The sequence below is a fragment of the Paraburkholderia ginsengisoli NBRC 100965 genome (assembly GCF_000739735.1).
GTDB lineage: Bacteria > Pseudomonadota > Gammaproteobacteria > Burkholderiales > Burkholderiaceae > Paraburkholderia > Paraburkholderia ginsengisoli.
This window is the reverse complement of sequence record NZ_BBJF01000004.1, coordinates 853,417-871,362: the sequence shown is the minus strand read 5'-3', so window position 1 is coordinate 871,362 and position 17,946 is coordinate 853,417. Positions and strand designations below refer to the sequence as shown.

Sequence of the window (17,946 nt, the reverse complement as noted above, 5' to 3'; positions counted from 1 at the left end):
GGTTTTAGTTTTTCGGCAATTTCGCTTAAAATGCGCGGCGATTGTCCTGCCGATATTTCAGGGCAATTGTGAGCGACACAGAAAACTGCCGTAAAGCCTTGATGCTCTTGGTTGCGGGGGTAGGATTTGAACCTACGACCTTCGGGTTATGAGCCCGACGAGCTGCCAGACTGCTCCACCCCGCGTCCGTCGAAGAAAAGATTATAGGACAAAGCTTACGCCAATGCAACAGCTATTTAAGAGTGGCCTTCACTCGCGACGCGGCCCGGCCTGGCACGCCATGCGGTACATCATGCGCCGCCCTCGATGATCCAAAGTCGTAGCACGCATCGACCACGTCGCTTGCCGGCAAACCCGCGTCGAACGCTGCGCTAGAATCAGGTTCTCTTCTTCGCGGCTCGCCAGGCATTCACAACGGACAACGGCGAGCGCCTCAACTCTTACCTTGCTCTGAACCCCATGGATATCGCTCACGACCTGCAAGTGATTGCCGCTCAGGAACACGCTCTCGTGTTCCCTCAATTCGATGCCGACCGCGCGTGGCAAATCGGCGCCTATCTGCACGAGGTCGCGAAGGCGCGCGGCATCCCCGCCGCGATCGACGTGCGCACCTTCGGTCAGCCGCTGTTCTTCAGCCTGCTCGGCGGCGCGACGCCGGACAACGTCGACTGGGCGCGCCGCAAAGGCAACACGGTCGCGCATTTCCGTCGCAGTTCGTACGCGATCGGCCTGAAGATGCAACAGGCGGGCAGCACGCTCGCCGAGAAGCACGGCTTGGCGAACACGGAATACGCATCGCATGGCGGCGCGTTTCCGCTGACGGTCGCAGGCGCGGGCGTGATCGGCTCGATCACGGTTTCCGGGCTGCCGCAGCGCGCCGATCATGAGCTGGTGGTCGAAGCGCTGTGCGCGCATCTCGGCCACGATTACAGCAAGCTCGCGCTCGCGAAGGCCTGACGCGATGCGGATGCCTCCGTATGCGTTGCTCGGCATCGCGATCGTCGCCGAAGTGATTGCGACCTCGGCGATGCGTTCGTCGGAAGGTTTCTCGCGGATGTTGCCGTCGGCGGTCGTCGTGTTGGGCTATGGCGTGGCATTCTATTGCCTGTCGCTGACGCTCAGGAGCATTCCGGTCGGCATCGTCTACGCGGTGTGGTCCGGCGCGGGCATCGTGCTGATCACGCTGGTCGCGCTCGTGCTGTATCGGCAGGTGCCCGACGTGCCGGCGATCATCGGGCTCGGGCTGATCATTGCCGGCGTCGCGGTGTTGAACATCTTTTCGAAGATGCAGGCGCATTGACCCGGCGATTCGACGCCGCGCCGAGGGTCGTCGGCACTTCTTTCGCCCACGCCATCGTCATGCGGACGTGCCACGCGACGCCAACGCCCGGCGTTCAGATGCGCCGGACGTTGCGCCTGGCGTTCACTTGCAGCGCACGATCATCGAGCGGTTTTTCACGTTGGCCGACACGACGTTCGTGACGCTGCCGCCGGCCGTGCCGCCTTCGTCGTTATCTTTCGACACGATGTCGTAGCCGGTCGCGCCGCATGCATTGCCGGCCTGCACGTAGCAGGAGGCCCAGCTGGATGCGGCGTCGGCGCCGCTGCAATTCACGGCGAAGCCGGTCTGGCCGTTCGGCAGATTGATCAGCGACGTCGTGTTCGACGATGCGCAGCCGGCGAGTCCCGCACCCAACAGCACGGCGGCGGGCAGGGCGGCCGACAGCGCTGCCCGGCGAACCGGCGCGAACGCGCTGCTGGATCGGAAGCGGCCGAAGCGGCCGACGCGGCGCGATTGCGTCATGAAATGCATCGTGAGATTTTCCTTTCAGAGATTCGAATAGAGGATTGGGCCCGGTGTCGACACCGAGGTGCGCGCCGAAGGCTAGGGCGTCTCGATCGTGATGCCCGCCGCGCCGACCTGCCGCCGGCTTTCCGTGCCGGTTTCGGTGGCCGCGTCTTCCCAGATGCTGATGGCTTTCGGAATGTCGATGCCGTGACTTTCGGCATACGCAAACCATCGGTTCGCCGCATCCGGCTCGGGCAGTTCGTGGTTCTGCAGAAAATATTTTCCCATATTGCGCTCGTCGGATTAGAAATGGCGTGTTGCGGCAGCACGGATCGTGCCGATGTCGAGGTTCGACTCGCGCGGGCCGCACAAGTGCGATCCGACGCCAGCCGTCGCGCGCCGGGCGAACTTATCGGCGCGTACGGCGCCTTACTTACTCGCTGTTTGCCACGAGCGCATATGTTGCGACGCGTTCCGCGCGGACCTGCGGCGACATGCAGGCCGGCGCCGCGGCGCGCAGCGTTCGACTATCAATCGCAACGAGGAGAAATACTATGGCTGAACGGGTCAGCGGACCTTATCGCGGCTACTACATCAGCGCCGCCGCGCGCTTCGTGCCGGCGGCCGATGCGCCGCACGCGGGCGGCACCTATGTCGGTTCGGTGAGTCTCGCCGAACACGGTCCGGACGATCCGCACCGGATGGAAACGCTGCTCGAACTCGGCGGCGAGCAGCGCTTCGGCAGCGAGGAAGAGGCGCTGGTGTTCGTCGAGCAGGCGGCGCGCGATTATGTCGATCGTCTGCTGGGAGGGCGCTGATGCCCGGGCGCCATGCCGACGAACACGACGCCACCGGCGCGCCTGAAGGCCCGGAAGAATGCGCCGCCGCCCGCTGGACCGCGCTCCGGCCGCGCGAGTACCATAGCGGGGTTGGCGGCGGCCGGCCGGTTGTGGCCGGCGCCACTTGCCTGCCGGACCCTTCTGATGAGGCGACCATGGAAATTCGGTTTCCCGCGGACGCGCCTGCTTACCGCGGCTCCAATCTGACCGTTGTCTTTCCCGCGCTGGTCGATGGCGAGCCGGTGCCGTGCGCGATTTCGGTCGAAGCGCTCGAAGACCACTTCGGTGCCTACACCGAGGACCGCGAAGGCTGGCTGCGCGCGTTCGACGCCGGGCGTCCGCGCATCGAGGCCGTCGCGCGTGAGCACTTGCAGATCAGCAACGGCACGCCCGTGCTGCTCAAGAGTGGGCACTTTCCGCCCGGCAACGCGGTGGAGTAAGCGTGGTGGTTGGAGCCTGCCCCAAGGATAGAGGCTCGCCGCCGCTCGCTAGCTCGATAGGCTTCGTGGTGCGCGCCGGTTGCGCCAAGGGTCTGAGTGCCCTGCGTCGCATCGGCGGCGAAACTCGCCGTGGGCTTCGCGAATCGACCAGCCCAATTGCGCCGCGCAAGCGCGCGGCTCCCGTCTCCGTCATTCAGACCGTTTTCGCGGCGCTTCGCTGCATGACTCCGCTGGCCGAAGCCGCGTCGCGCGCGGCTTCGAAGCACCGCCGGATCCCTTCCTCATACGACGTTCTGGCGATCGGGCCGAGCAGCTTCGTCAGCGCGGAATCATCGAGCACTAACGGCTCGGTCATCAGATAGTTCATCTCCACCAGCTCACGCATCAGCGGATTGAACAGGCCCAGCACGCGCAGCATCGTCTTGCCCGCCACCAGCAGCTTCGGCGCGCGCCCCGCCAGCGCATAAGCCTGCCGCGCCACTTCGCGCTGCGTGAGCGTGCCCGTGCCGGCCAGATGCCACCAGCGTCCATAGGCCGCCGGCGTGCGCGTGAGCGTCTCCACCACGGGCCCGACGTCCGGCAGATAGATGAATTCATGCGGCACATCCACCGGCCCGACGATCTGCGCGCGCTTGCCGGTCGCCGCGCCTTCGAACACGCCGTTCAGCAGGCTGCGTTCGATACACGGGCCGTAGAAGTCGGGCAGGCGCAGCACCAGCGTCGAGAGGCCGCCGCGGCCGTGCGCCGCCAGCACGAGATTTTCCTGCGCGAGCCGCATCCGCCCCTTGAACGTGTGCGGCTCGCGCGGATGATCCTCGCGGACCGGATTGCCGCGCGCGCGACCATACGGATACACGGTGCCGATCAGAATGAAGCGTTCGACGTGCGCCGCCACCACGCCGGCAAGCGTTTTCTCCACCAGCGGCGGATGGGCGGCGAACTGGTCGTAGGGCACGCCGACCAGATAGATCACCGTTTGCAAACCGGCGGCTGCTGAGCGGATCGACGCTGGATCGTCGGGATTCCACGTGACGATTTCCGCGAGGGGGTCGTGGCCGAACGCGGCGTCGAGCGGCTCGCGCGAGCGGCCGACCACCCGGTACGGCCGGCCCGCCGCGCTGAGCGCCGCCGCAATGCTGCGGCCGGCCGCGCCCGCGGCGCCGAATAGACCCACTTTTCCTGGCTGTTCCATCACGACTCCTCGAAGCAGCGCCGCAGCGCGCCCGGTGATCTGGTTGATAGGCAAAAATTTACTGAACACTGTTCACTTAACGGTGTTCAGTTTAATTTGACTTTTCAGTTTGTCAACCTGAAAATGCTCGTCATGGGAATCGCCGAACGAAAGAACCGCCAGAAACAGGCGCTGCGCGAACGCATCCTCGATGCCGCGCGGCGCATCGTGATGCGCGAGGGCTTCGCCGCGCTGTCGATGCGCAAGATCGCCGACGCCATCGAATATTCACCCGCCACGTTGTACCTCCATTTCGCGAGCCGCGACGAGATCGCCCATGCGCTGTGCGCGGAGGGCTATGCGCAATTGCTGGAGACCTTCGTGCCGCTCACGGGCGTCGCCGATCCGGCCGAGCGGCTCAAGGGGCTGGGCCGCGCTTATGTGGCATTTGGCGTCGCGCATCCTCAGACGTACCGGCTGATCTTCATGGAGGACCCGAGTTATACGGGCGCGGCGCTCGGTGGCGCGGGTGCTGCAGCGGCGGCGGGGAAGGGCAAGGCGCTCGCGAACGATGAAGCCGTGCTCACAGCGTCGGACCCGGTAGCGGCAGGCGCCACGGCATCGGTAACGGTGGCGACGTCGACGGCCGAAGCGGGCGAGGCCGCGGACAACCCCGAACTGACCGTCACCGACGATCCGGGCGCAACCGCCTTGCACCTCATGAACACCGCGATCGAAGAACTCAAGGCGGCGGGGCGCCTGCCTGCTTCGACGGACCCGGCCGTGTGGGCCGAGGCGTTCTGGGCGACCTTGCATGGGGTCGTCGCGCTGCATCTCACGTGTCCGGTGTTTCCGACCGCGCCGCTCGATACGGTGGTGGGCGTCGCACTCGACGCATGGCTCGGCACGCCGCAACCCGCTGAACAAGTCGACCAGGAAACCGCACAGCCGCGCCGCGTCGCGGGCACGGCCGGAGACCGCAAGAAGACGCACGCAGAGGCGCCCGCCGACTCGCAGTCCGCCGCGCCTGCCGAGCCGACCCAAGCCGCTGAGCTCGCCAGCGGCTCGTCGCCATCGCCAGCGCCGTCGAGCGACAAGTCAGCGAAAGCGTCATCGAAAGCATCGGCGAAAAAGCCCCGCACGCCGGCTTCGAAACGCAAAGCCGCGACCCCGTGATAACGTTCAGTTCCACTTTACTCAACGCCGCTGCGCCTCGCTCTCCATGTCCATTTCCGCCTCGCCCGCCGTCAGCGACGAAGTCGCGACCCACGTAGCCAATCGCATCGGCTTCATCGAACTGGAAAGGCCGAAGGCGCTCAACGCGCTGTCGACCGGCATGATTCGCGCGATGCACGCGGCGCTCGATCAGTGGCGCGAAAATCCCGACGTGCTCGCGGTCGTCGTGCGCAGCCAGCATCCGCGCGCGTTCTGCGCGGGCGGCGATATCCGCTTTCTGTACGAGTCGGCGCAACGCGGCGAGCATGACGTGCGCGACGTGTTCTTCACCGAGGAATATCGCCTCAATCACGCGATCTTCACGTATCCGAAGCCGTATATCGCGTTGATGAACGGCGTCGTGATGGGCGGTGGCATGGGCATCTCGCAGGGCGCGCATCGCACCGGCGGCCTGCGCGTCGTCACCGGCTCGACGAAGATGGCGATGCCCGAAACCCGCATCGGCCTCTTTCCCGATGTCGGCGCGAGCTGGTTTCTGGCGCGCACGCCCGGCGCGATCGGCCGCTATCTGGCGGTGACCGGCGAGACGATCGGCGCGGCCGATGCGCTCTACGCGGGTCTCGCCGACACGTATCTCGACGACTCGGCCTTGCCCGCGCTCGTCGATACGTTGCGCAGCGAATTGTTCGAGCGGGGCGCGGACGTGGTCGCCTGTATCCAGCGCGAGGCGCTTGCTCATCAGGTCGTGCCGCAGCCCGACGCTTCTTCACTGGCGCGCGCGCGGGCGTTGATCGACCGGCATTTCGCGTGGTCCGACGTCGCGGGGATTCTCGCGTCGCTCGAACAGGAGCGCAGCCGCGCGGGCGACGCGGCGGAGTGGGCCGAGCAGACGATCGGGGTGTTGCGCGAGCGCTCGCCGTTGTCGATGGCGGTGTCGCTGGAAGTAGTGACTCGCGCGGAGGGTTCGATGGCCGACGTATTGCGTTGCGATCTCGATCTGACGCGTTCGAGCTTTTTCGCGGGTGATACGCTCGAAGGGATTCGCGCGCGCATCATCGACAAGGACAATGCGCCGCGCTGGCGCTTCGCCCGCATCGAAGATGTGAGTGCCGCCGACGTGGAGAAGATGTTCGAGAGCCCGTGGCCGGCGAACGAACATCCGTTGCGCGATTTGCGCGGTTGAATAGAAGTAGAGAGGGCGAAGCGCGGGAGTCCATGTTGGCAAGGCCGTCGGCGTAAGCCGGCGACTGTCCTGCCTCAAAGCCTCAAAGCGAGCCGTGGTGCAGCGCATCGGTCGCGCCACCGCCACCGCCCTGCGGACTCGCTCCCCAGGCGCTCACTCCTCGTCTTCACTCGCCATAAAAGCGCGCATGAACACCAGCGCGCCCCAGCCCCACAGCGCGTTCGCCGCGAAACCGACCGCCAGGCGCGGCAGCATGTTGCCGCTCGGCCAGATGCCGCGCAGCGGATCGACGACGAACACGCTCGCCGCCGTCAGCACGACGCCGCCGAACACGAAGGCCGGCACCCACGGCGCGTGTCGATGCGGCGCGACGCGCAGCAGCCACGCCATCAGCACAGCCCAGAACGCACTCCAGATTGCATTCGCGATGAACTCTGGCAAGCCGAGCGGTAAAAACGGCGCGGTCGAAAAACCACTTGCTTCGATCATGCCGGCTGCGTGCATCAGCGCGAGCGTCGATTCGTGAAAGAACAGGGATGCCAGAAAACCGGCGACGAACGGCAGGATGAGTTTTTGCATGCATTGCACCGCCAGGGTACGGGCGGCGTGCTGCGCGTGGCCCGTACCGGATTATTGGAAAATGTGCGCCATTATATATAGGGGTCCCGCGTTTTCCGCGTGCATAAAGCGCAACACCCGTATGCTTTAGCGTCGGGCTAATCACGAAAGTGGAAAACCTAAGCTAAAAAAAATCGTTCAAAAGGCGCGCCCCGATCCATAGACTGCTTCTTCATGCAGACGGCGTTTGGCGCCGTCGCCCGTTTAATCGAGCGCGTCATGCGCACGTTTGGTCGAGGGAAGCCGTCGCGATGTCCTGCCTGATGCCGATCTTTACCCACCGCATGGCGCAAGCGCGCCGGTGCCGACGCTGTCGCCCATAGCGCGCGGCCGCACCGCCCATTTCTCAAGCCCCTTTTTCGTTGCATCGCCCGGCCGTGTGCCGGTTGGATGCGCGCGGCCGGCGTGTGCGCGGACACCTCCCGCAACGTCCCCGTTCAACCAGTTTCGAACTAGCAGGAGCAGCAAAATGAATGTGTTCTGGTTCATTCCGACTCACGGCGACAGCCGCTATCTCGGTACGTCCCAAGGCGCACGCGCGGCCGACTACGACTACTTCCAGCAGATCGCCGTCGCCGCCGACACGCTCGGCTACGAAGGCGTGCTGCTGCCGACGGGCCGTTCGTGCGAAGACGCCTGGGTGGTCGCGTCGAGCCTGATCGCCGCGACCAAACGTTTGAAGTTCCTGGTGGCGATCCGTCCGGGCATCTCGTCGCCGGGTCTGGCCGCGCGGATGGCGGCGACGTTCGACCGTCTGTCGAACGGGCGTCTGTTGATCAATGTCGTGACCGGCGGCGACGCGGCCGAACTGGAAGGCGACGGCGTGTTCGTCGATCACGACACGCGCTATGAAATCACCGACGAATTCCTGCACATCTGGCGAAAGCTGCTGACCGCTTCGCACACCAACGACGCGATCGAGTTCAACGGCAAGCATCTCACGTCGAAGGGCGGCAAGGCGTTGTATCCGCCGGTGCAGAACCCGCATCCGCCGCTGTGGTTCGGCGGTTCGTCGCCGGCCGCGCACGACATGGCGGGCGAGCATATCGACACCTATCTGACGTGGGGCGAGCCGCCCGAGGCGGTCGCGAAGAAGATCGCTGACATTCGCGCACGCGCTGCCGCGCATGGTCGTGAGATCAAGTTCGGCATTCGCCTGCACGTGATCGTGCGCGAGACCGAAGAAGAAGCATGGGCCGCCGCCGACAAGCTGATCAGCCATCTCGACGACGACACCATCGCACGCGCTCAGGCGTCGTTCTCGAAGATGGATTCCGAAGGACAGCGCCGCATGGCCGCGTTGCACGGCGGCAAGCGCGGCGGGCGAGCCGAGCTCGAGGTCTATCCGAATCTGTGGGCGGGCGTGGGCCTCGTGCGCGGCGGCGCGGGCACGGCGCTGGTCGGCAATCCCGAGCAGGTGGCCGCGCGCATGAAGGAGTACGCCGACCTCGGCATCGACACCTTCATTCTGTCCGGCTATCCGCATCTTGAAGAGTCGTATCGCTTCGCCGAGCTGGTGTTCCCGCTGCTGCCGAACCGCCGCAACAAGGTTTCGAATGGACCGCTGTCGGGGCCGTTCGGCGAGATCGTCGGCAACAACTATCTGCCGAAGGCGGCGAGCGCGAGCTGAGCGCGTGATGCGCGCGGTACGCACGGCACGCACGACCTTCGACTAGCAATGAGGAAACCATCATGACTCAAGCCAACGTGAGCGCGGAGCGCGGCAACGCCAACGCTGGCGCGGACACCAATGCCGACGCGGCCTCAAGCGCACTACGCCGCATCGGCGCGCATCTGGCGCCCTGGCTCGCGCCGCTGGCGATCCTGCTGGCGTGGGAATTCGCCGCGCGCAGCGGCGTGCTGTCGACGCGCGTGCTGCCCGAACCGCTCGCGGTCGTTAAGGCGGCGTGGTCGCTGATCCAGTCCGGCGAAATGTGGGCGGACGTGAAGGTCAGCACGTGGCGCGCGGTGTCGGGATTCGCGATCGGCGGCGGCATCGGCCTCGTGCTCGGACTCGCGACGGGTCTGTTCAAGCCCGCCGAAGTCGCGCTCGATTCGACGGTGCAGATGATCCGCAACATCCCGGCGCTGGCGATGATCCCGCTCGTGATCCTGTGGTTCGGCATCGAGGAACAGGCGAAGGTGTTTCTGGTCGCGCTCGGCGTGTTCTTCCCGATCTACGTGAACACGTTTCACGGCATCCGTTCGGTCGACGCGAACCTGATCGAAATGGCGCGCAGTTATGGCGTGAAGGGGTTCGCGCTGTACCGCCATGTGGTTCTGCCGGGCGCGTTGCCGTCGATTCTCGTCGGCGTGCGTTTCGCGTTCGGGCTGATGTGGGTCACGCTGATCGTCGCCGAGACCATTTCCGCGCAATCGGGCATCGGCTACATGACGATGAACGCGCGTGAATTCCTGCAAACGGATGTGGTGGTGGTCGGCATTCTGCTGTACGCGGCGCTCGGCAAACTCGCCGACGTGCTCGCGAAGAGCCTGGAGCGCGTGTCGCTGCGCTGGCATCCGGCCTATCAACGAGGAGCGAAAGGATGAACGCAACGACATTGTCGGCGTCGTTCGGCGGTATTGCGGGCAGCGATCTCGAAGCGGAACTCGCGCAGCCGAGGATCGCCGGTCATGACGCGGATGAAGCCGCGGACGTCGACCGGGCCGATCCCACACGCGGCGACGCGCTACCGCCGGCCGGCGCACTCACGCGAAATGGCGCGGCGGCTGCATCCCGTTCATCGTCCGACTACTCGGTGCAATTGCGCGGGGTCGGCAAACGCTACGGCGAGCGCAAGGTGTTGTCCGAATTCGATCTGTCGATCGAGCGCGGCAGTTTCGTCGCGATCGTCGGTCGTAGCGGTTGCGGTAAGTCGACCTTGCTGCGGCTCGTCGCGGGGCTGGAGAAGACCAGTGCGGGCGTGCTGGACAAGCGCGCCGAGGATGGCGGCCCGCTCGACACCCGCATCATGTTTCAGGACGCGCGACTGTTGCCGTGGAAAAGCGTGCTGCAGAACGTGATGCTCGGCTTGGGCCGCAGCGCGCGCGACGATGCGCGCGCGGTGCTCGCCGAAGTGGGCCTGCTCGAACGGGCCAACGACTGGCCGGCGCAGCTTTCCGGCGGTCAGCGTCAGCGGGTGGCGTTGGCGCGGGCCCTCGTGCATCGTCCGCAATTGCTGCTGCTCGATGAGCCGCTCGGCGCGCTCGACGCGCTGACGCGCATCGAGATGCATGCGTTGATCGAACGACTGTGGCTCGAGCACCAGTTCACCGCGCTGCTCGTCACGCACGACGTGCATGAAGCCGTGGCGCTCGGCGACCGGATTCTGCTGATCGAAGAAGGGCGCATTGCGCTCGATCAGCCGGTCGCGCTGGAGCGGCCACGCGCGCGGGCGTCGGCGGGATTCGCCGCGCTCGAAGAACACGTGTTGCAACGCGTGCTGAAGAACGCGCCGAACGACGACGCGTTGTCCGATCGTCCGTACGACGAGCATGACGCAAACCGTCTCAGGCGGCCGACAGAAGTCCGCTGGGCGGTCTGAGTTTCCTTGACTGACTGTTGTCATTAACCGCATCTTTGGAGTCACTCGATATGAGCATTTCCGCAATCAACGTACGCAATCAGTTCAAAGGCAAGGTCAAGGAAATCATCCGCGGCTCGGTGGTATCCGAGGTCGACGTGGAGACGCCGTTCGGTATCGTCACGTCGGTGATCACCACGCGCTCGGTCGACGAACTCGAACTGAAGGTCGGTTCGGAAGTGGTCGCGCTGGTGAAGTCGACGGAGGTGTCGATCGCGCGCCTGTAAAGCCGCGTTATCAAGCCGCGCTATTTCGCGTTCGCGCCGCTCGCGGGCGGCTCGTGCGTCATCCGGTCGTTGGTCGGTTGGCGCGGACGCTTGATCGGCATGTTGTCCGGATTGCTCGCACCGCCGGAGCCGGAAGCGGCTTCCGGCGGTTTTATCATTGGCGCGTTGTTATCCGGTGACGCGGGTTTTGGGGTTTGCGCGAGCGCCACGGTGGCGGTCGTCGCGGCCGCGGTGAACGCGATGACTGTCGTCAGCGTTGTCCATCTGCTTCGCTTCATGTCGTCCTCCTTTTGCGATGTGGGCTGGCTGCTGGGTTTGTCGCTGGTGCGGTTCGGGTGGTGGGACCACGGGCGAATGAAATAGGTCATGCGCTGGGGGAAGCCCCCTTTCTTTGGCGGGCAGACGCCACAGCTGTGAAACGCCCGCGTCGCAATGCCGGTCGGGCGTCAAGGAACCGGGCCGCTTCGATTACCGCGACGCGCGCGCCGTGCTTCGTGACAAACCTCAACGCAGCAAGCCCTATACCCTCTGGTCAACGGCCGCCACTTGATGCGCAGCCGTCGATGCTTACCTGCATACGTCCCCGAAACTTGCTACGATGAATTGAACATCCCGACGGAGACGGCCATGTCGAAGTCATTGAGTCCCGAAGCGATCGAAGCGTTACGGCGTCTGAACGACGTCGGCGTCGATCAACCGGCGCCGCCACTGGCGCAGTCCGTGACGGCGGAATTGCTGGCGAGCGGGCTGGCCGCCGACGCCGGTCGCGGCGAGATCCAGATTACCTGTAGCGGCCGACAGTATCTTTCCGGCGATTGCGACTGAGCGACGTTGGATTAGGCTGGTCTGGAAGGTGCCGTGCCGTTGCGTGCCCCGAGTCGAACCGAGCCACTCGCTGCGCTCGCTGGACCAGTCTGGCCGTCTTTTCACCCGCGATATCACTCACGGAGGCGAACATGGAGCCGAAGGGCGTCGACATGGGGGACTACGAGGAGCGTTATCAGGACTACGACATCGAGGTCGCCGTCGAGCAGGTGCTGACGGGCGTCAAGGCGCATTTTCGGGTGCTGCGCGACGGGGCCGTGGTGGTCGATTGGCGGCTGGTGCGTATCGACACGCTGTGGTCGACCGAACATGCGGCGGCAGAGGCCGCCTTTCGCGCGGCGCGCGCGCTGATCGATGCGGGGTTGGAGGGCTAGATGTGAGGAGGGCGAAAGCACGCGCTTTGCGCGTCGCGCCGGTAAACGCAATCAGGCGCCGGCATTAACACTACATGCGCGGCGCCTGATTATTCCGCGACCGTTGCGGGCCGCGGCTTCGACTGCTTAGTGGCCGAAGAAAACCGATTGCGGGCCCGAAACCGGCTCACGCGTACCCGATTGCGACGACACGTTCTTCACGCCGCCGTACGCATTCGATTCAGCGTTCGCGCGTTCAGCAGCGACGGTTTGCGCGTTCTGGCCTTGTTGCGATGCCGGTGCGCCGACCGACGGACGATACGACGGTGCCGGGCCGTAGCCGCTAGCAAACGCGGGGGCGGCGAGCGAGGCAGAAGCGGCAACCAGCAGGGCGGCGATGAGTTTGGTCTTCATGGTGTGACTCCGGTAACTTTCGACTTCGTTTCAGGAAGGCGTCGCAGGGGCCGGTGAGGGTGTGGCTGCAACGTCGATGGAAGGCAGTGTATACCCCTACTATCGAAAATTTGTGCCGATAATCTGAAATTACTATTCCTGATTTCGGAATAATTCCGCAGAGGTAAGCGGCACAAGCGATAGCGACGGTCCGTCCCCAATGGCAAAGCGTTTTTGTAGGTAAAGGGCCTGCTGGGAACCGAGTTATCCAGGTGGGCGAGGGTATGCGGAGTCGGCGCATGGCTTGTCTGCGACGGCACCTGCATTGGCTCCGATATCAAGCGCAATCAGGCTCAAGCGGGCGCTTTCCCACCTTGCGGTAAAATCCACGTTTCGATTCACGCCGTTTGGCCGCCCCATGTCTGCACCTCAAACTCCCAGCCCGCGCCGCGTTTCCGTCGCGCCGATGATGGACTGGACCGATCGCCACTGTCGCTCGCTGCATCGCGTGATCTCGCGCCATACGTGGCTTTACACGGAAATGGTGACGACCGGCGCGCTGCTGCACGGCGATGTGCCGCGCCATCTCGCCTTCACCCCGCACGAGGCGCCGGTCGCGTTGCAACTCGGCGGCAGCGAACCCGACGACCTCGCCCGTTCGGCGAAACTCGGCGAGCAATGGGGCTACGACGAAATCAATCTGAACTGCGGTTGTCCGTCGGAGCGCGTGCAGCGCGGTGCGTTCGGCGCGTGCCTGATGAACGAGCCGCAACTGGTCGCCGACTGCGTGAAAGCGATGCGTGATGTCGTCTCAGTGCCGGTGACGGTCAAGCACCGCATTGGCGTCGATGCGGTCGAGGAATACGGCTTCGTGCGCGATTTCGTCGGGACGATTGCGGACGCCGGCTGCAACGTGTTCATCGTGCATGCGCGCAACGCGATCCTCAAAGGTTTAAGCCCGAAAGAGAATCGTGAGATTCCACCGCTCAAGTACGAGTACGCGTACCAGTTGAAGCGGGACTTCCCGGATCTGGAGATCATCATCAACGGCGGCATCAAGACGCTTGATGAAGTCGACGCGCATCTTCAGCACGTCGATGGTGTGATGCTCGGGCGCGAGGCTTATCACAACCCCTATGTGCTCGCCGATGTCGACGCACGCTTCTATGGCTCGTCGCAAGCGCCGCTGACGCGCGAGCAGGTCGAAGCAAAGCTGATCGAATATTGCGCGGCCGAGATGGCGCGCGGTACCTATCTCGGTGCGATCACGCGCCATGCGCTTGGCCTTTATCGCGGCGAGGCCGGCGCGCGTGGATGGCGTCGCGTTCTGTCCGATAGCAAGCGCCTCGCGGCGCGCGATCTGGGCATCTTCGACGAGGCCAGGCAGCATCTGCGCGAGCCGAACGAAATTTTTGAATAAAGGGCTAGGCAAACGGGATTCTTGTTCGTATAATCTCGTTTCTTCATCGACGAGCCAGATTTTTTAGGCAAGTCAAGCAGATGTCAGTGGTGGCTGTAGCTCAGTTGGTAGAGTCCAGGATTGTGATTCCTGTTGTCGTGGGTTCGAGCCCCATCAGCCACCCCAAAGAATTCAGGCAGTAAATAGTTTTGCAAACGGCGTTGTGAGAAATCACAACGCCGTTTTTGTTTTGGCGTTCGGAATGTGGCGTTCGGGGTTAACGGTTTTAATCGCAGGAAATCCGATCGGCCACAGCCCAGCTTCAATGGCCATGGCCTCCATGCCCACCACCACCACCGCCGCCGCGACTCCACGTACCGCCGCCGTGCGATCCATTTCCCCCGCCGTGCCAGCCTCCGCCGTGCCCATGCCAGTGGCCGTCGCCGTGATAGCAGCACGAGCCGCCGCCCCAGCCGCCCCAAATCCCCACCGTGCCGTAAGCCGGCACATACGGCGGTCCATACGCGTATCCATAACCGGGGTAGTAGGGCTGCGCGTACGCATAGTCGTATCCCGGCGCAACCACGCATCCGGCGAGACCTGCCGCCAGTGCCAACAGCGCTATCGATGCAACGAGCCTGCTCACGATTTTCTCCTTCGTACAAGCATGAGAAAAATCGCACGCGATGGAGTTCAGCGGTATTTGTGTCCGCGCATTACGACGCGTCGCGCGCGAGCGCAGGTTCCAGTGCACGCATCGCGATCGAATCCCATGACGGTCCGGCATAGGGATAATTTTCCTGCGCCTTACCGATCTGCCGTGCGGTAACAGTTGGTTAATTATTCGCAAAGGAACTGTAGGGGCGCCTGCTATTTTCCGCTCAGACAATTGCCTTTGGTTCCGCGCCCCTGTCCGCGCCAAAGCTGGACGAAGAAGAACGACCCGCCCATCCGAGGAATTTCTCGCAGCGACGTCCGTGCACGTTCCGTCGTCGATGAAGCGCGCTACGACGCCGACCACTGCTTCGGCACGGCGCGCCCAGGCGACGCGTCGATCGCGCGCGGCGAACTCGAGGCCGCGCTGCGATGTTTCGAAGCCGCGTGCGGCTCGATCCGTCCGATGCCGTCAACTACGAACGCCTCGCCGCACGCTTGCCGCGTTGCAGCGCTTTCCCGAAGCCGTCGAACGCGGGTTCCCATCACGGGCTCGGCTGGTCGCTCGAATAACGACATGGGCAACCGCCTGCAGGCGTTCGGCCGCTTCGACGAAGCGCATGACGCGTATCGCCGCGCGATCGACGGCGCACTGCCCGCCGACGTGCCGTCCGGCTACGATCTCGGCGAACTCGGCCGCTACTATCGTGCGTACGATGCGTTGATGGCGCACTGGCGAAGCGCGCCGCGTGCAAGGGTGATGCTGAAGGTCGGCGACGAGGAACTACTCGACGATTTCGAGGGCAACGTGCGACGCATGCTTGCGCATTGCGAGCTCGACTGGGACGAACGCTGTCTCGCGTTTCACCAGACGACGCGTCAGCTAAGCACGGCAAGTGCGGCGGCCGCTTTACCGGATCTCGGTGCGTCGCCGGCAGCCGCGCAGGGCGTTGCTCAAACCGCTGTCCGACGGTCTCGGTCCGGCGTTGAGCGCGGCCGATGCCGGCTCGTGACGCTGCGTCTTATCGACCACGAAGCGGCGCCCCATTTCATTGAAGCGCTGCGTGCTAATGCAGCGCGACCGTCGAATGATGCAACGCGGGGTACACGCCGATGATGAACGCCGCGTAGATCGCGGCCATCGTTACACCGGCGGCCGTGCCCCAGACGTCGCGCGACGCGGCGCCCTGGCGAAAGTGCATAGGCAGTCCGACGACCAGGTAGCCGATCAGAAAAAAGCCGATGACCGCGCGCATGGGCGAAAGGTCGTGACCGATAAACTCAAGCAGGGCGGACAGACTGAACTCGGGCATGGACAGGCGGATAAACAGGATGACGTGCGGAGATTCGCGCGGGCGATCGGATCATTCCCGATCATGCCCCGACCTATGCCGATTAAAATCCACGCGAGTGCAACGTGCAAGAAAAAGACTGTATAAATTTGTACAGGCCTACATTGCTTGCACATTGCCTGCGCAATGACTTTCATCCGGCTTCGCGGCACTTAACGAGGCTTTCATCGCGAGGACATGAGGAGCACTAACGCTTGCGCAACGGCTCGAGCAGCGGCTTCAAACCGTTGTGATCGATCTCCTGCATCAACGCGAGCAGCCGGCCGATTTCGCCCGGCGGAAAGCCCTGGCTAGCGAACCAGTTTAGATAGTGACCCGGCAGGTCCGCAATCACGCGGCCTTTATATTTCCCGTAGGGCATCACGCGGGTGACCAGCAGTTCGAGGTGTTCGGGATTCATCACGGAAGGGGTAGCGCCCAGGCTCGTGGAGTGCGGAATAGCGGGCGACGCCCGCCGCGTTGACATTCTAGCCTTGCTGCAGGCATCGCGCCGGCGTGGTAACGTCAGCGCTTTCGTTCACCTATTCAACAGGACAAGATAGATGGAATACCGCAGACTCGGCGACTCCGACGTGCAGGTTAGCCTGATCGGTCTCGGCACCATGACGTGGGGCGAGCAGAACACCGAGCAGGAAGCGCACGCGCAGATCGACTACGCGCTCGACCACGGCGTGAACCTGATCGATACCGCCGAAATGTACCCGGTGCCGCCGCGCGCCGAAACGCAAGGTTCGACGGAACGCTACATCGGCACGTGGCTCGCTCAGCATCGCAGCGCCCGCGAGAAAATCGTGCTCGCCACCAAGATCGCCGGACCCGCTCGTCAGCCGCACAATCCGCGTCACATTCGCGGCGAAGGCAACCAGTTCGACCGCAAGAATCTGACCGAAGCACTCAACGACAGCCTCAAGCGTCTGCAAACGGACTACGTCGATCTGTATCAACTGCACTGGCCGGATCGCAGCACGATGACGTTTGGCCGTCCCGCGTATCCGTGGGTTGACGACGCGTACACGGTGCCGATCGAAGAGACGCTGTCGGTGCTCGCCGAGTTCGTCAAGGCAGGCAAGGTGCGCCACATCGGCGTGTCGAATGAAACGCCGTGGGGTGTCGCGCAGTTCGTGCGCGCGGCCGAGAAGCTCGGCTTGCCGCGCATCGTCAGCATCCAGAATCCGTATAGCCTGCTGAACCGCACGTATGAAGTGGGTCTGTCCGAATACGCGCATCGCGACAACATCGGCTTGCTCGCGTATTCGCCGCTCGCGTTCGGCTGGCTGTCGGGCAAGTACGAAGGCGGCGCGCGTCCGGCCGGCGCGCGTATCTCGCTGTTCGAACGCTTCGCGCGCTATAGCAAGCCGCAAGCGGTTCAGGCCACCACGCGTTATGTGGAACTGGCGAAGCGTCATGGCCTGTCGCCCGCACAGTTCGCGCTGGCGTTCGTCAATAGCCGGCCGTTCGTGACCAGCAATCTGATCGGCGCGACGTCACTCGAGCAGTTGAAGGAGAACATCGCGAGCGCCGAGGTGAAGCTGTCGCCGGAAGTGCTGGCCGAGGTCGATGCGCTGCACGAGTTGCAGCCGAATCCGGCGCCTTGATGCGCCAGGTTCATGCGCGGGTTCAAGAGTCGTGGGTCGAGTTCGTGTCGAACCAGGCTTGAACTCACGTTGCAGCTTGCCCCGGCGTGAGCGCCGGGGCGGTTGAAATTTGCTTTGATTTGCCTTGCCAGCTTCACTGGCTCTATCAGTCTTGCGGAGCGCGCAGACGTCATTCGCGGATAGTCCTGCTTTGCCAGGACTGCTACCTGAAGCGCGTGCCGATTCTTCGCCGCATGGAACTCCCGCGATAGCAGACAGCCCGGAAACCCTTGCGTCGATCAGTCAGATCCTCACGAGCGGCTCAGATCCGTCGCGCCAGATATCGTCACGCTCAGGGCATCGCGCCAC

The 17,946-nt window shown here is 64.1% G+C and carries 25 protein-coding genes and 2 tRNA genes; 17 read left to right on the top strand and 10 right to left on the bottom strand.

Annotated features, from left to right (window positions below; translation table 11 throughout):
• Positions 1 to 108: 108 nt before the first annotated feature.
• A tRNA-Met gene (locus BGI01S_RS07955) sits at positions 109 to 185 on the bottom strand.
• A gap of 274 nt (positions 186 to 459) precedes the next feature.
• Here BGI01S_RS07955 and BGI01S_RS07950 point away from each other — a divergent pair.
• Positions 460 to 957 carry a heme-degrading domain-containing protein gene (locus BGI01S_RS07950; RefSeq protein ID WP_042323933.1) on the top strand — a complete coding sequence of 166 codons (498 nt, stop codon included), beginning with the start codon at positions 460 to 462 and terminating at the stop codon, positions 955 to 957.
• A 10-nt stretch (positions 958 to 967) separates the two neighbouring features.
• Positions 968 to 1,300 (top strand): DMT family transporter, encoded by a 333-nt coding sequence (locus tag BGI01S_RS07945; RefSeq protein WP_408638613.1) that lies wholly within the window; start codon positions 968 to 970, stop codon positions 1,298 to 1,300.
• 123 nt (positions 1,301 to 1,423) lie between these two features.
• Here BGI01S_RS07945 and BGI01S_RS07940 read toward each other — a convergent pair whose 3' ends face one another.
• Together BGI01S_RS07940 and BGI01S_RS07935 are read right to left on the bottom strand one after the other, a co-directional pair.
• The gene (locus tag BGI01S_RS07940; protein WP_042323928.1) at positions 1,424 to 1,813 is read right to left on the bottom strand and encodes a hypothetical protein; all 390 of its coding nucleotides are present in this window, start codon (positions 1,811 to 1,813) and stop codon (positions 1,424 to 1,426) included.
• A gap of 72 nt (positions 1,814 to 1,885) precedes the next feature.
• Positions 1,886 to 2,077: a hypothetical protein gene (locus tag BGI01S_RS07935; RefSeq protein WP_042323926.1), complete on the bottom strand. Its 192-nt coding sequence runs from the start codon at positions 2,075 to 2,077 to the stop codon at positions 1,886 to 1,888.
• 266 nt (positions 2,078 to 2,343) lie between these two features.
• On the opposite strand from BGI01S_RS07935, the gene BGI01S_RS07930 reads away from it, so the two are divergent.
• Positions 2,344 to 2,607, top strand: coding sequence for a hypothetical protein (locus BGI01S_RS07930; protein WP_042323923.1), 264 nt, complete (start codon positions 2,344 to 2,346; stop codon positions 2,605 to 2,607).
• Positions 2,608 to 2,783: 176 nt separating this feature from the next.
• Complete coding sequence (locus BGI01S_RS31315) at positions 2,784 to 3,068, top strand: DUF1488 family protein (protein WP_042323921.1); 285 nt, start codon at positions 2,784 to 2,786, stop codon at positions 3,066 to 3,068.
• A 193-nt stretch (positions 3,069 to 3,261) separates the two neighbouring features.
• Here BGI01S_RS31315 and BGI01S_RS07920 read toward each other — a convergent pair whose 3' ends face one another.
• Positions 3,262 to 4,260, bottom strand: coding sequence for an NAD-dependent epimerase/dehydratase family protein (locus BGI01S_RS07920; RefSeq protein ID WP_042323919.1), 999 nt, complete (start codon positions 4,258 to 4,260; stop codon positions 3,262 to 3,264).
• A gap of 132 nt (positions 4,261 to 4,392) precedes the next feature.
• Here BGI01S_RS07920 and BGI01S_RS07915 point away from each other — a divergent pair, with 132 nt between their 5' ends.
• Positions 4,393 to 5,415, top strand: a complete 1,023-nt coding sequence (locus tag BGI01S_RS07915) for a TetR/AcrR family transcriptional regulator (protein WP_042324499.1) — start codon at positions 4,393 to 4,395, stop codon at positions 5,413 to 5,415.
• Positions 5,416 to 5,461: 46 nt separating this feature from the next.
• The gene (locus BGI01S_RS07910) at positions 5,462 to 6,598 is read left to right on the top strand and encodes an enoyl-CoA hydratase/isomerase family protein (protein ID WP_042323918.1); all 1,137 of its coding nucleotides are present in this window, start codon (positions 5,462 to 5,464) and stop codon (positions 6,596 to 6,598) included.
• A 153-nt stretch (positions 6,599 to 6,751) separates the two neighbouring features.
• Here the strand turns inward: BGI01S_RS07910 and BGI01S_RS07905 are convergent, their stop codons facing one another.
• A complete protein-coding gene (locus BGI01S_RS07905; RefSeq protein ID WP_042323915.1) occupies positions 6,752 to 7,177 on the bottom strand; it encodes a hypothetical protein in 426 nt (141 codons plus the stop codon).
• Between the two features lie 508 nt (positions 7,178 to 7,685).
• Between BGI01S_RS07905 and ssuD the strand changes: the two genes are divergently transcribed.
• From ssuD to BGI01S_RS07885, 4 genes are all read left to right on the top strand, one after another.
• Positions 7,686 to 8,846: an FMNH2-dependent alkanesulfonate monooxygenase gene (gene ssuD, locus BGI01S_RS07900; protein WP_042323914.1), complete on the top strand. Its 1,161-nt coding sequence runs from the start codon at positions 7,686 to 7,688 to the stop codon at positions 8,844 to 8,846.
• Positions 8,847 to 8,908: 62 nt separating this feature from the next.
• Positions 8,909 to 9,766, top strand: coding sequence for an aliphatic sulfonate ABC transporter permease SsuC (ssuC, locus tag BGI01S_RS07895; protein ID WP_042323912.1), 858 nt, complete (start codon positions 8,909 to 8,911; stop codon positions 9,764 to 9,766).
• The gene (locus BGI01S_RS07890) at positions 9,763 to 10,761 is read left to right on the top strand and encodes an ATP-binding cassette domain-containing protein (RefSeq protein WP_042323911.1); all 999 of its coding nucleotides are present in this window, start codon (positions 9,763 to 9,765) and stop codon (positions 10,759 to 10,761) included. The genes ssuC and BGI01S_RS07890 overlap by 4 nt, the downstream gene beginning before the upstream one ends.
• A 50-nt stretch (positions 10,762 to 10,811) precedes the next feature.
• A complete protein-coding gene (locus tag BGI01S_RS07885) occupies positions 10,812 to 11,027 on the top strand; it encodes a TOBE domain-containing protein (protein WP_008922916.1) in 216 nt (71 codons plus the stop codon).
• A 20-nt stretch (positions 11,028 to 11,047) separates the two neighbouring features.
• On the opposite strand, the gene BGI01S_RS07880 is transcribed toward BGI01S_RS07885, so the two are convergent.
• Positions 11,048 to 11,305: a hypothetical protein gene (locus BGI01S_RS07880; RefSeq protein ID WP_042323908.1), complete on the bottom strand. Its 258-nt coding sequence runs from the start codon at positions 11,303 to 11,305 to the stop codon at positions 11,048 to 11,050.
• A gap of 349 nt (positions 11,306 to 11,654) precedes the next feature.
• Between BGI01S_RS07880 and BGI01S_RS07875 the strand changes: the two genes are divergently transcribed.
• Together BGI01S_RS07875 and BGI01S_RS07870 are read left to right on the top strand one after the other, a co-directional pair.
• Complete coding sequence (locus BGI01S_RS07875) at positions 11,655 to 11,852, top strand: hypothetical protein (protein ID WP_042323906.1); 198 nt, start codon at positions 11,655 to 11,657, stop codon at positions 11,850 to 11,852.
• A 131-nt stretch (positions 11,853 to 11,983) separates the two neighbouring features.
• Complete coding sequence (locus BGI01S_RS07870; protein ID WP_042323904.1) at positions 11,984 to 12,226, top strand: DUF6566 family protein; 243 nt, start codon at positions 11,984 to 11,986, stop codon at positions 12,224 to 12,226.
• Positions 12,227 to 12,352: 126 nt separating this feature from the next.
• Here the strand turns inward: BGI01S_RS07870 and BGI01S_RS07865 are convergent, their stop codons facing one another.
• The gene (locus BGI01S_RS07865; RefSeq protein WP_042323902.1) at positions 12,353 to 12,619 is read right to left on the bottom strand and encodes a hypothetical protein; all 267 of its coding nucleotides are present in this window, start codon (positions 12,617 to 12,619) and stop codon (positions 12,353 to 12,355) included.
• Positions 12,620 to 13,016: 397 nt separating this feature from the next.
• Here BGI01S_RS07865 and dusA point away from each other — a divergent pair, with 397 nt between their 5' ends.
• Positions 13,017 to 14,018: a tRNA dihydrouridine(20/20a) synthase DusA gene (dusA, locus tag BGI01S_RS07860; RefSeq protein WP_042323900.1), complete on the top strand. Its 1,002-nt coding sequence runs from the start codon at positions 13,017 to 13,019 to the stop codon at positions 14,016 to 14,018.
• Between the two features lie 89 nt (positions 14,019 to 14,107).
• Positions 14,108 to 14,183 (top strand) — tRNA-His (locus BGI01S_RS07855).
• A gap of 136 nt (positions 14,184 to 14,319) precedes the next feature.
• Here BGI01S_RS07855 and BGI01S_RS29445 read toward each other — a convergent pair.
• Positions 14,320 to 14,643 carry a hypothetical protein gene (locus tag BGI01S_RS29445; protein WP_084585289.1) on the bottom strand — a complete coding sequence of 108 codons (324 nt, stop codon included), beginning with the start codon at positions 14,641 to 14,643 and terminating at the stop codon, positions 14,320 to 14,322.
• Between the two features lie 440 nt (positions 14,644 to 15,083).
• On the opposite strand from BGI01S_RS29445, the gene BGI01S_RS30105 reads away from it, so the two are divergent.
• Positions 15,084 to 15,224: a hypothetical protein gene (locus BGI01S_RS30105; RefSeq protein WP_157004128.1), complete on the top strand. Its 141-nt coding sequence runs from the start codon at positions 15,084 to 15,086 to the stop codon at positions 15,222 to 15,224.
• Between the two features lie 4 nt (positions 15,225 to 15,228).
• Positions 15,229 to 15,768, top strand: coding sequence for a sulfotransferase (locus tag BGI01S_RS07845; RefSeq protein WP_042323897.1), 540 nt, complete (start codon positions 15,229 to 15,231; stop codon positions 15,766 to 15,768).
• On the opposite strand, the gene BGI01S_RS07840 is transcribed toward BGI01S_RS07845, so the two are convergent.
• Both BGI01S_RS07840 and BGI01S_RS07835 read right to left on the bottom strand, forming a co-directional pair.
• Positions 15,719 to 15,907: a hypothetical protein gene (locus BGI01S_RS07840; protein ID WP_232624357.1), complete on the bottom strand. Its 189-nt coding sequence runs from the start codon at positions 15,905 to 15,907 to the stop codon at positions 15,719 to 15,721. The two genes, BGI01S_RS07845 and BGI01S_RS07840, sit on opposite strands and share 50 nt — an antisense overlap.
• A 283-nt stretch (positions 15,908 to 16,190) precedes the next feature.
• Entirely contained in the window at positions 16,191 to 16,403 is a 213-nt protein-coding gene (locus BGI01S_RS07835; RefSeq protein WP_042323893.1) for a DUF3820 family protein, read from the bottom strand.
• Between the two features lie 142 nt (positions 16,404 to 16,545).
• Here BGI01S_RS07835 and BGI01S_RS07830 point away from each other — a divergent pair, with 142 nt between their 5' ends.
• Positions 16,546 to 17,598 carry an NADP(H)-dependent aldo-keto reductase gene (locus BGI01S_RS07830; protein ID WP_042323890.1) on the top strand — a complete coding sequence of 351 codons (1,053 nt, stop codon included), beginning with the start codon at positions 16,546 to 16,548 and terminating at the stop codon, positions 17,596 to 17,598.
• Positions 17,599 to 17,946 lie beyond the last annotated feature (348 nt).

Excerpts from the sequence above, each read along its gene's own strand:
- BGI01S_RS07950 (WP_042323933.1), top strand. The coding sequence starts at position 460 with ATGGATATCGCTCACGACCTGCAAGTGATTGCCGCTCAGGAACACGCT.
- BGI01S_RS07945 (WP_408638613.1), top strand. The coding sequence starts at position 968 with ATGCCTCCGTATGCGTTGCTCGGCATCGCGATCGTCGCCGAAGTGATT.
- BGI01S_RS07940 (WP_042323928.1), bottom strand. The coding sequence starts at position 1,813 with ATGCATTTCATGACGCAATCGCGCCGCGTCGGCCGCTTCGGCCGCTTC.
- BGI01S_RS07935 (WP_042323926.1), bottom strand. The coding sequence starts at position 2,077 with ATGGGAAAATATTTTCTGCAGAACCACGAACTGCCCGAGCCGGATGCG.
- BGI01S_RS07930 (WP_042323923.1), top strand. The coding sequence starts at position 2,344 with ATGGCTGAACGGGTCAGCGGACCTTATCGCGGCTACTACATCAGCGCC.
- BGI01S_RS31315 (WP_042323921.1), top strand. The coding sequence starts at position 2,784 with ATGGAAATTCGGTTTCCCGCGGACGCGCCTGCTTACCGCGGCTCCAAT.
- BGI01S_RS07920 (WP_042323919.1), bottom strand. The coding sequence starts at position 4,260 with ATGGAACAGCCAGGAAAAGTGGGTCTATTCGGCGCCGCGGGCGCGGCC.
- BGI01S_RS07915 (WP_042324499.1), top strand. The coding sequence starts at position 4,393 with ATGGGAATCGCCGAACGAAAGAACCGCCAGAAACAGGCGCTGCGCGAA.
- BGI01S_RS07910 (WP_042323918.1), top strand. The coding sequence starts at position 5,462 with ATGTCCATTTCCGCCTCGCCCGCCGTCAGCGACGAAGTCGCGACCCAC.
- BGI01S_RS07905 (WP_042323915.1), bottom strand. The coding sequence starts at position 7,177 with ATGCAAAAACTCATCCTGCCGTTCGTCGCCGGTTTTCTGGCATCCCTG.
- ssuD (WP_042323914.1), top strand. The coding sequence starts at position 7,686 with ATGAATGTGTTCTGGTTCATTCCGACTCACGGCGACAGCCGCTATCTC.
- ssuC (WP_042323912.1), top strand. The coding sequence starts at position 8,909 with ATGACTCAAGCCAACGTGAGCGCGGAGCGCGGCAACGCCAACGCTGGC.
- BGI01S_RS07890 (WP_042323911.1), top strand. The coding sequence starts at position 9,763 with ATGAACGCAACGACATTGTCGGCGTCGTTCGGCGGTATTGCGGGCAGC.
- BGI01S_RS07885 (WP_008922916.1), top strand. The coding sequence starts at position 10,812 with ATGAGCATTTCCGCAATCAACGTACGCAATCAGTTCAAAGGCAAGGTC.
- BGI01S_RS07880 (WP_042323908.1), bottom strand. The coding sequence starts at position 11,305 with ATGAAGCGAAGCAGATGGACAACGCTGACGACAGTCATCGCGTTCACC.
- BGI01S_RS07875 (WP_042323906.1), top strand. The coding sequence starts at position 11,655 with ATGTCGAAGTCATTGAGTCCCGAAGCGATCGAAGCGTTACGGCGTCTG.
- BGI01S_RS07870 (WP_042323904.1), top strand. The coding sequence starts at position 11,984 with ATGGAGCCGAAGGGCGTCGACATGGGGGACTACGAGGAGCGTTATCAG.
- BGI01S_RS07865 (WP_042323902.1), bottom strand. The coding sequence starts at position 12,619 with ATGAAGACCAAACTCATCGCCGCCCTGCTGGTTGCCGCTTCTGCCTCG.
- dusA (WP_042323900.1), top strand. The coding sequence starts at position 13,017 with ATGTCTGCACCTCAAACTCCCAGCCCGCGCCGCGTTTCCGTCGCGCCG.
- BGI01S_RS30105 (WP_157004128.1), top strand. The coding sequence starts at position 15,084 with ATGTTTCGAAGCCGCGTGCGGCTCGATCCGTCCGATGCCGTCAACTAC.
- BGI01S_RS07845 (WP_042323897.1), top strand. The coding sequence starts at position 15,229 with ATGGGCAACCGCCTGCAGGCGTTCGGCCGCTTCGACGAAGCGCATGAC.
- BGI01S_RS07840 (WP_232624357.1), bottom strand. The coding sequence starts at position 15,907 with ATGCGCGCGGTCATCGGCTTTTTTCTGATCGGCTACCTGGTCGTCGGA.
- BGI01S_RS07835 (WP_042323893.1), bottom strand. The coding sequence starts at position 16,403 with ATGAATCCCGAACACCTCGAACTGCTGGTCACCCGCGTGATGCCCTAC.
- BGI01S_RS07830 (WP_042323890.1), top strand. The coding sequence starts at position 16,546 with ATGGAATACCGCAGACTCGGCGACTCCGACGTGCAGGTTAGCCTGATC.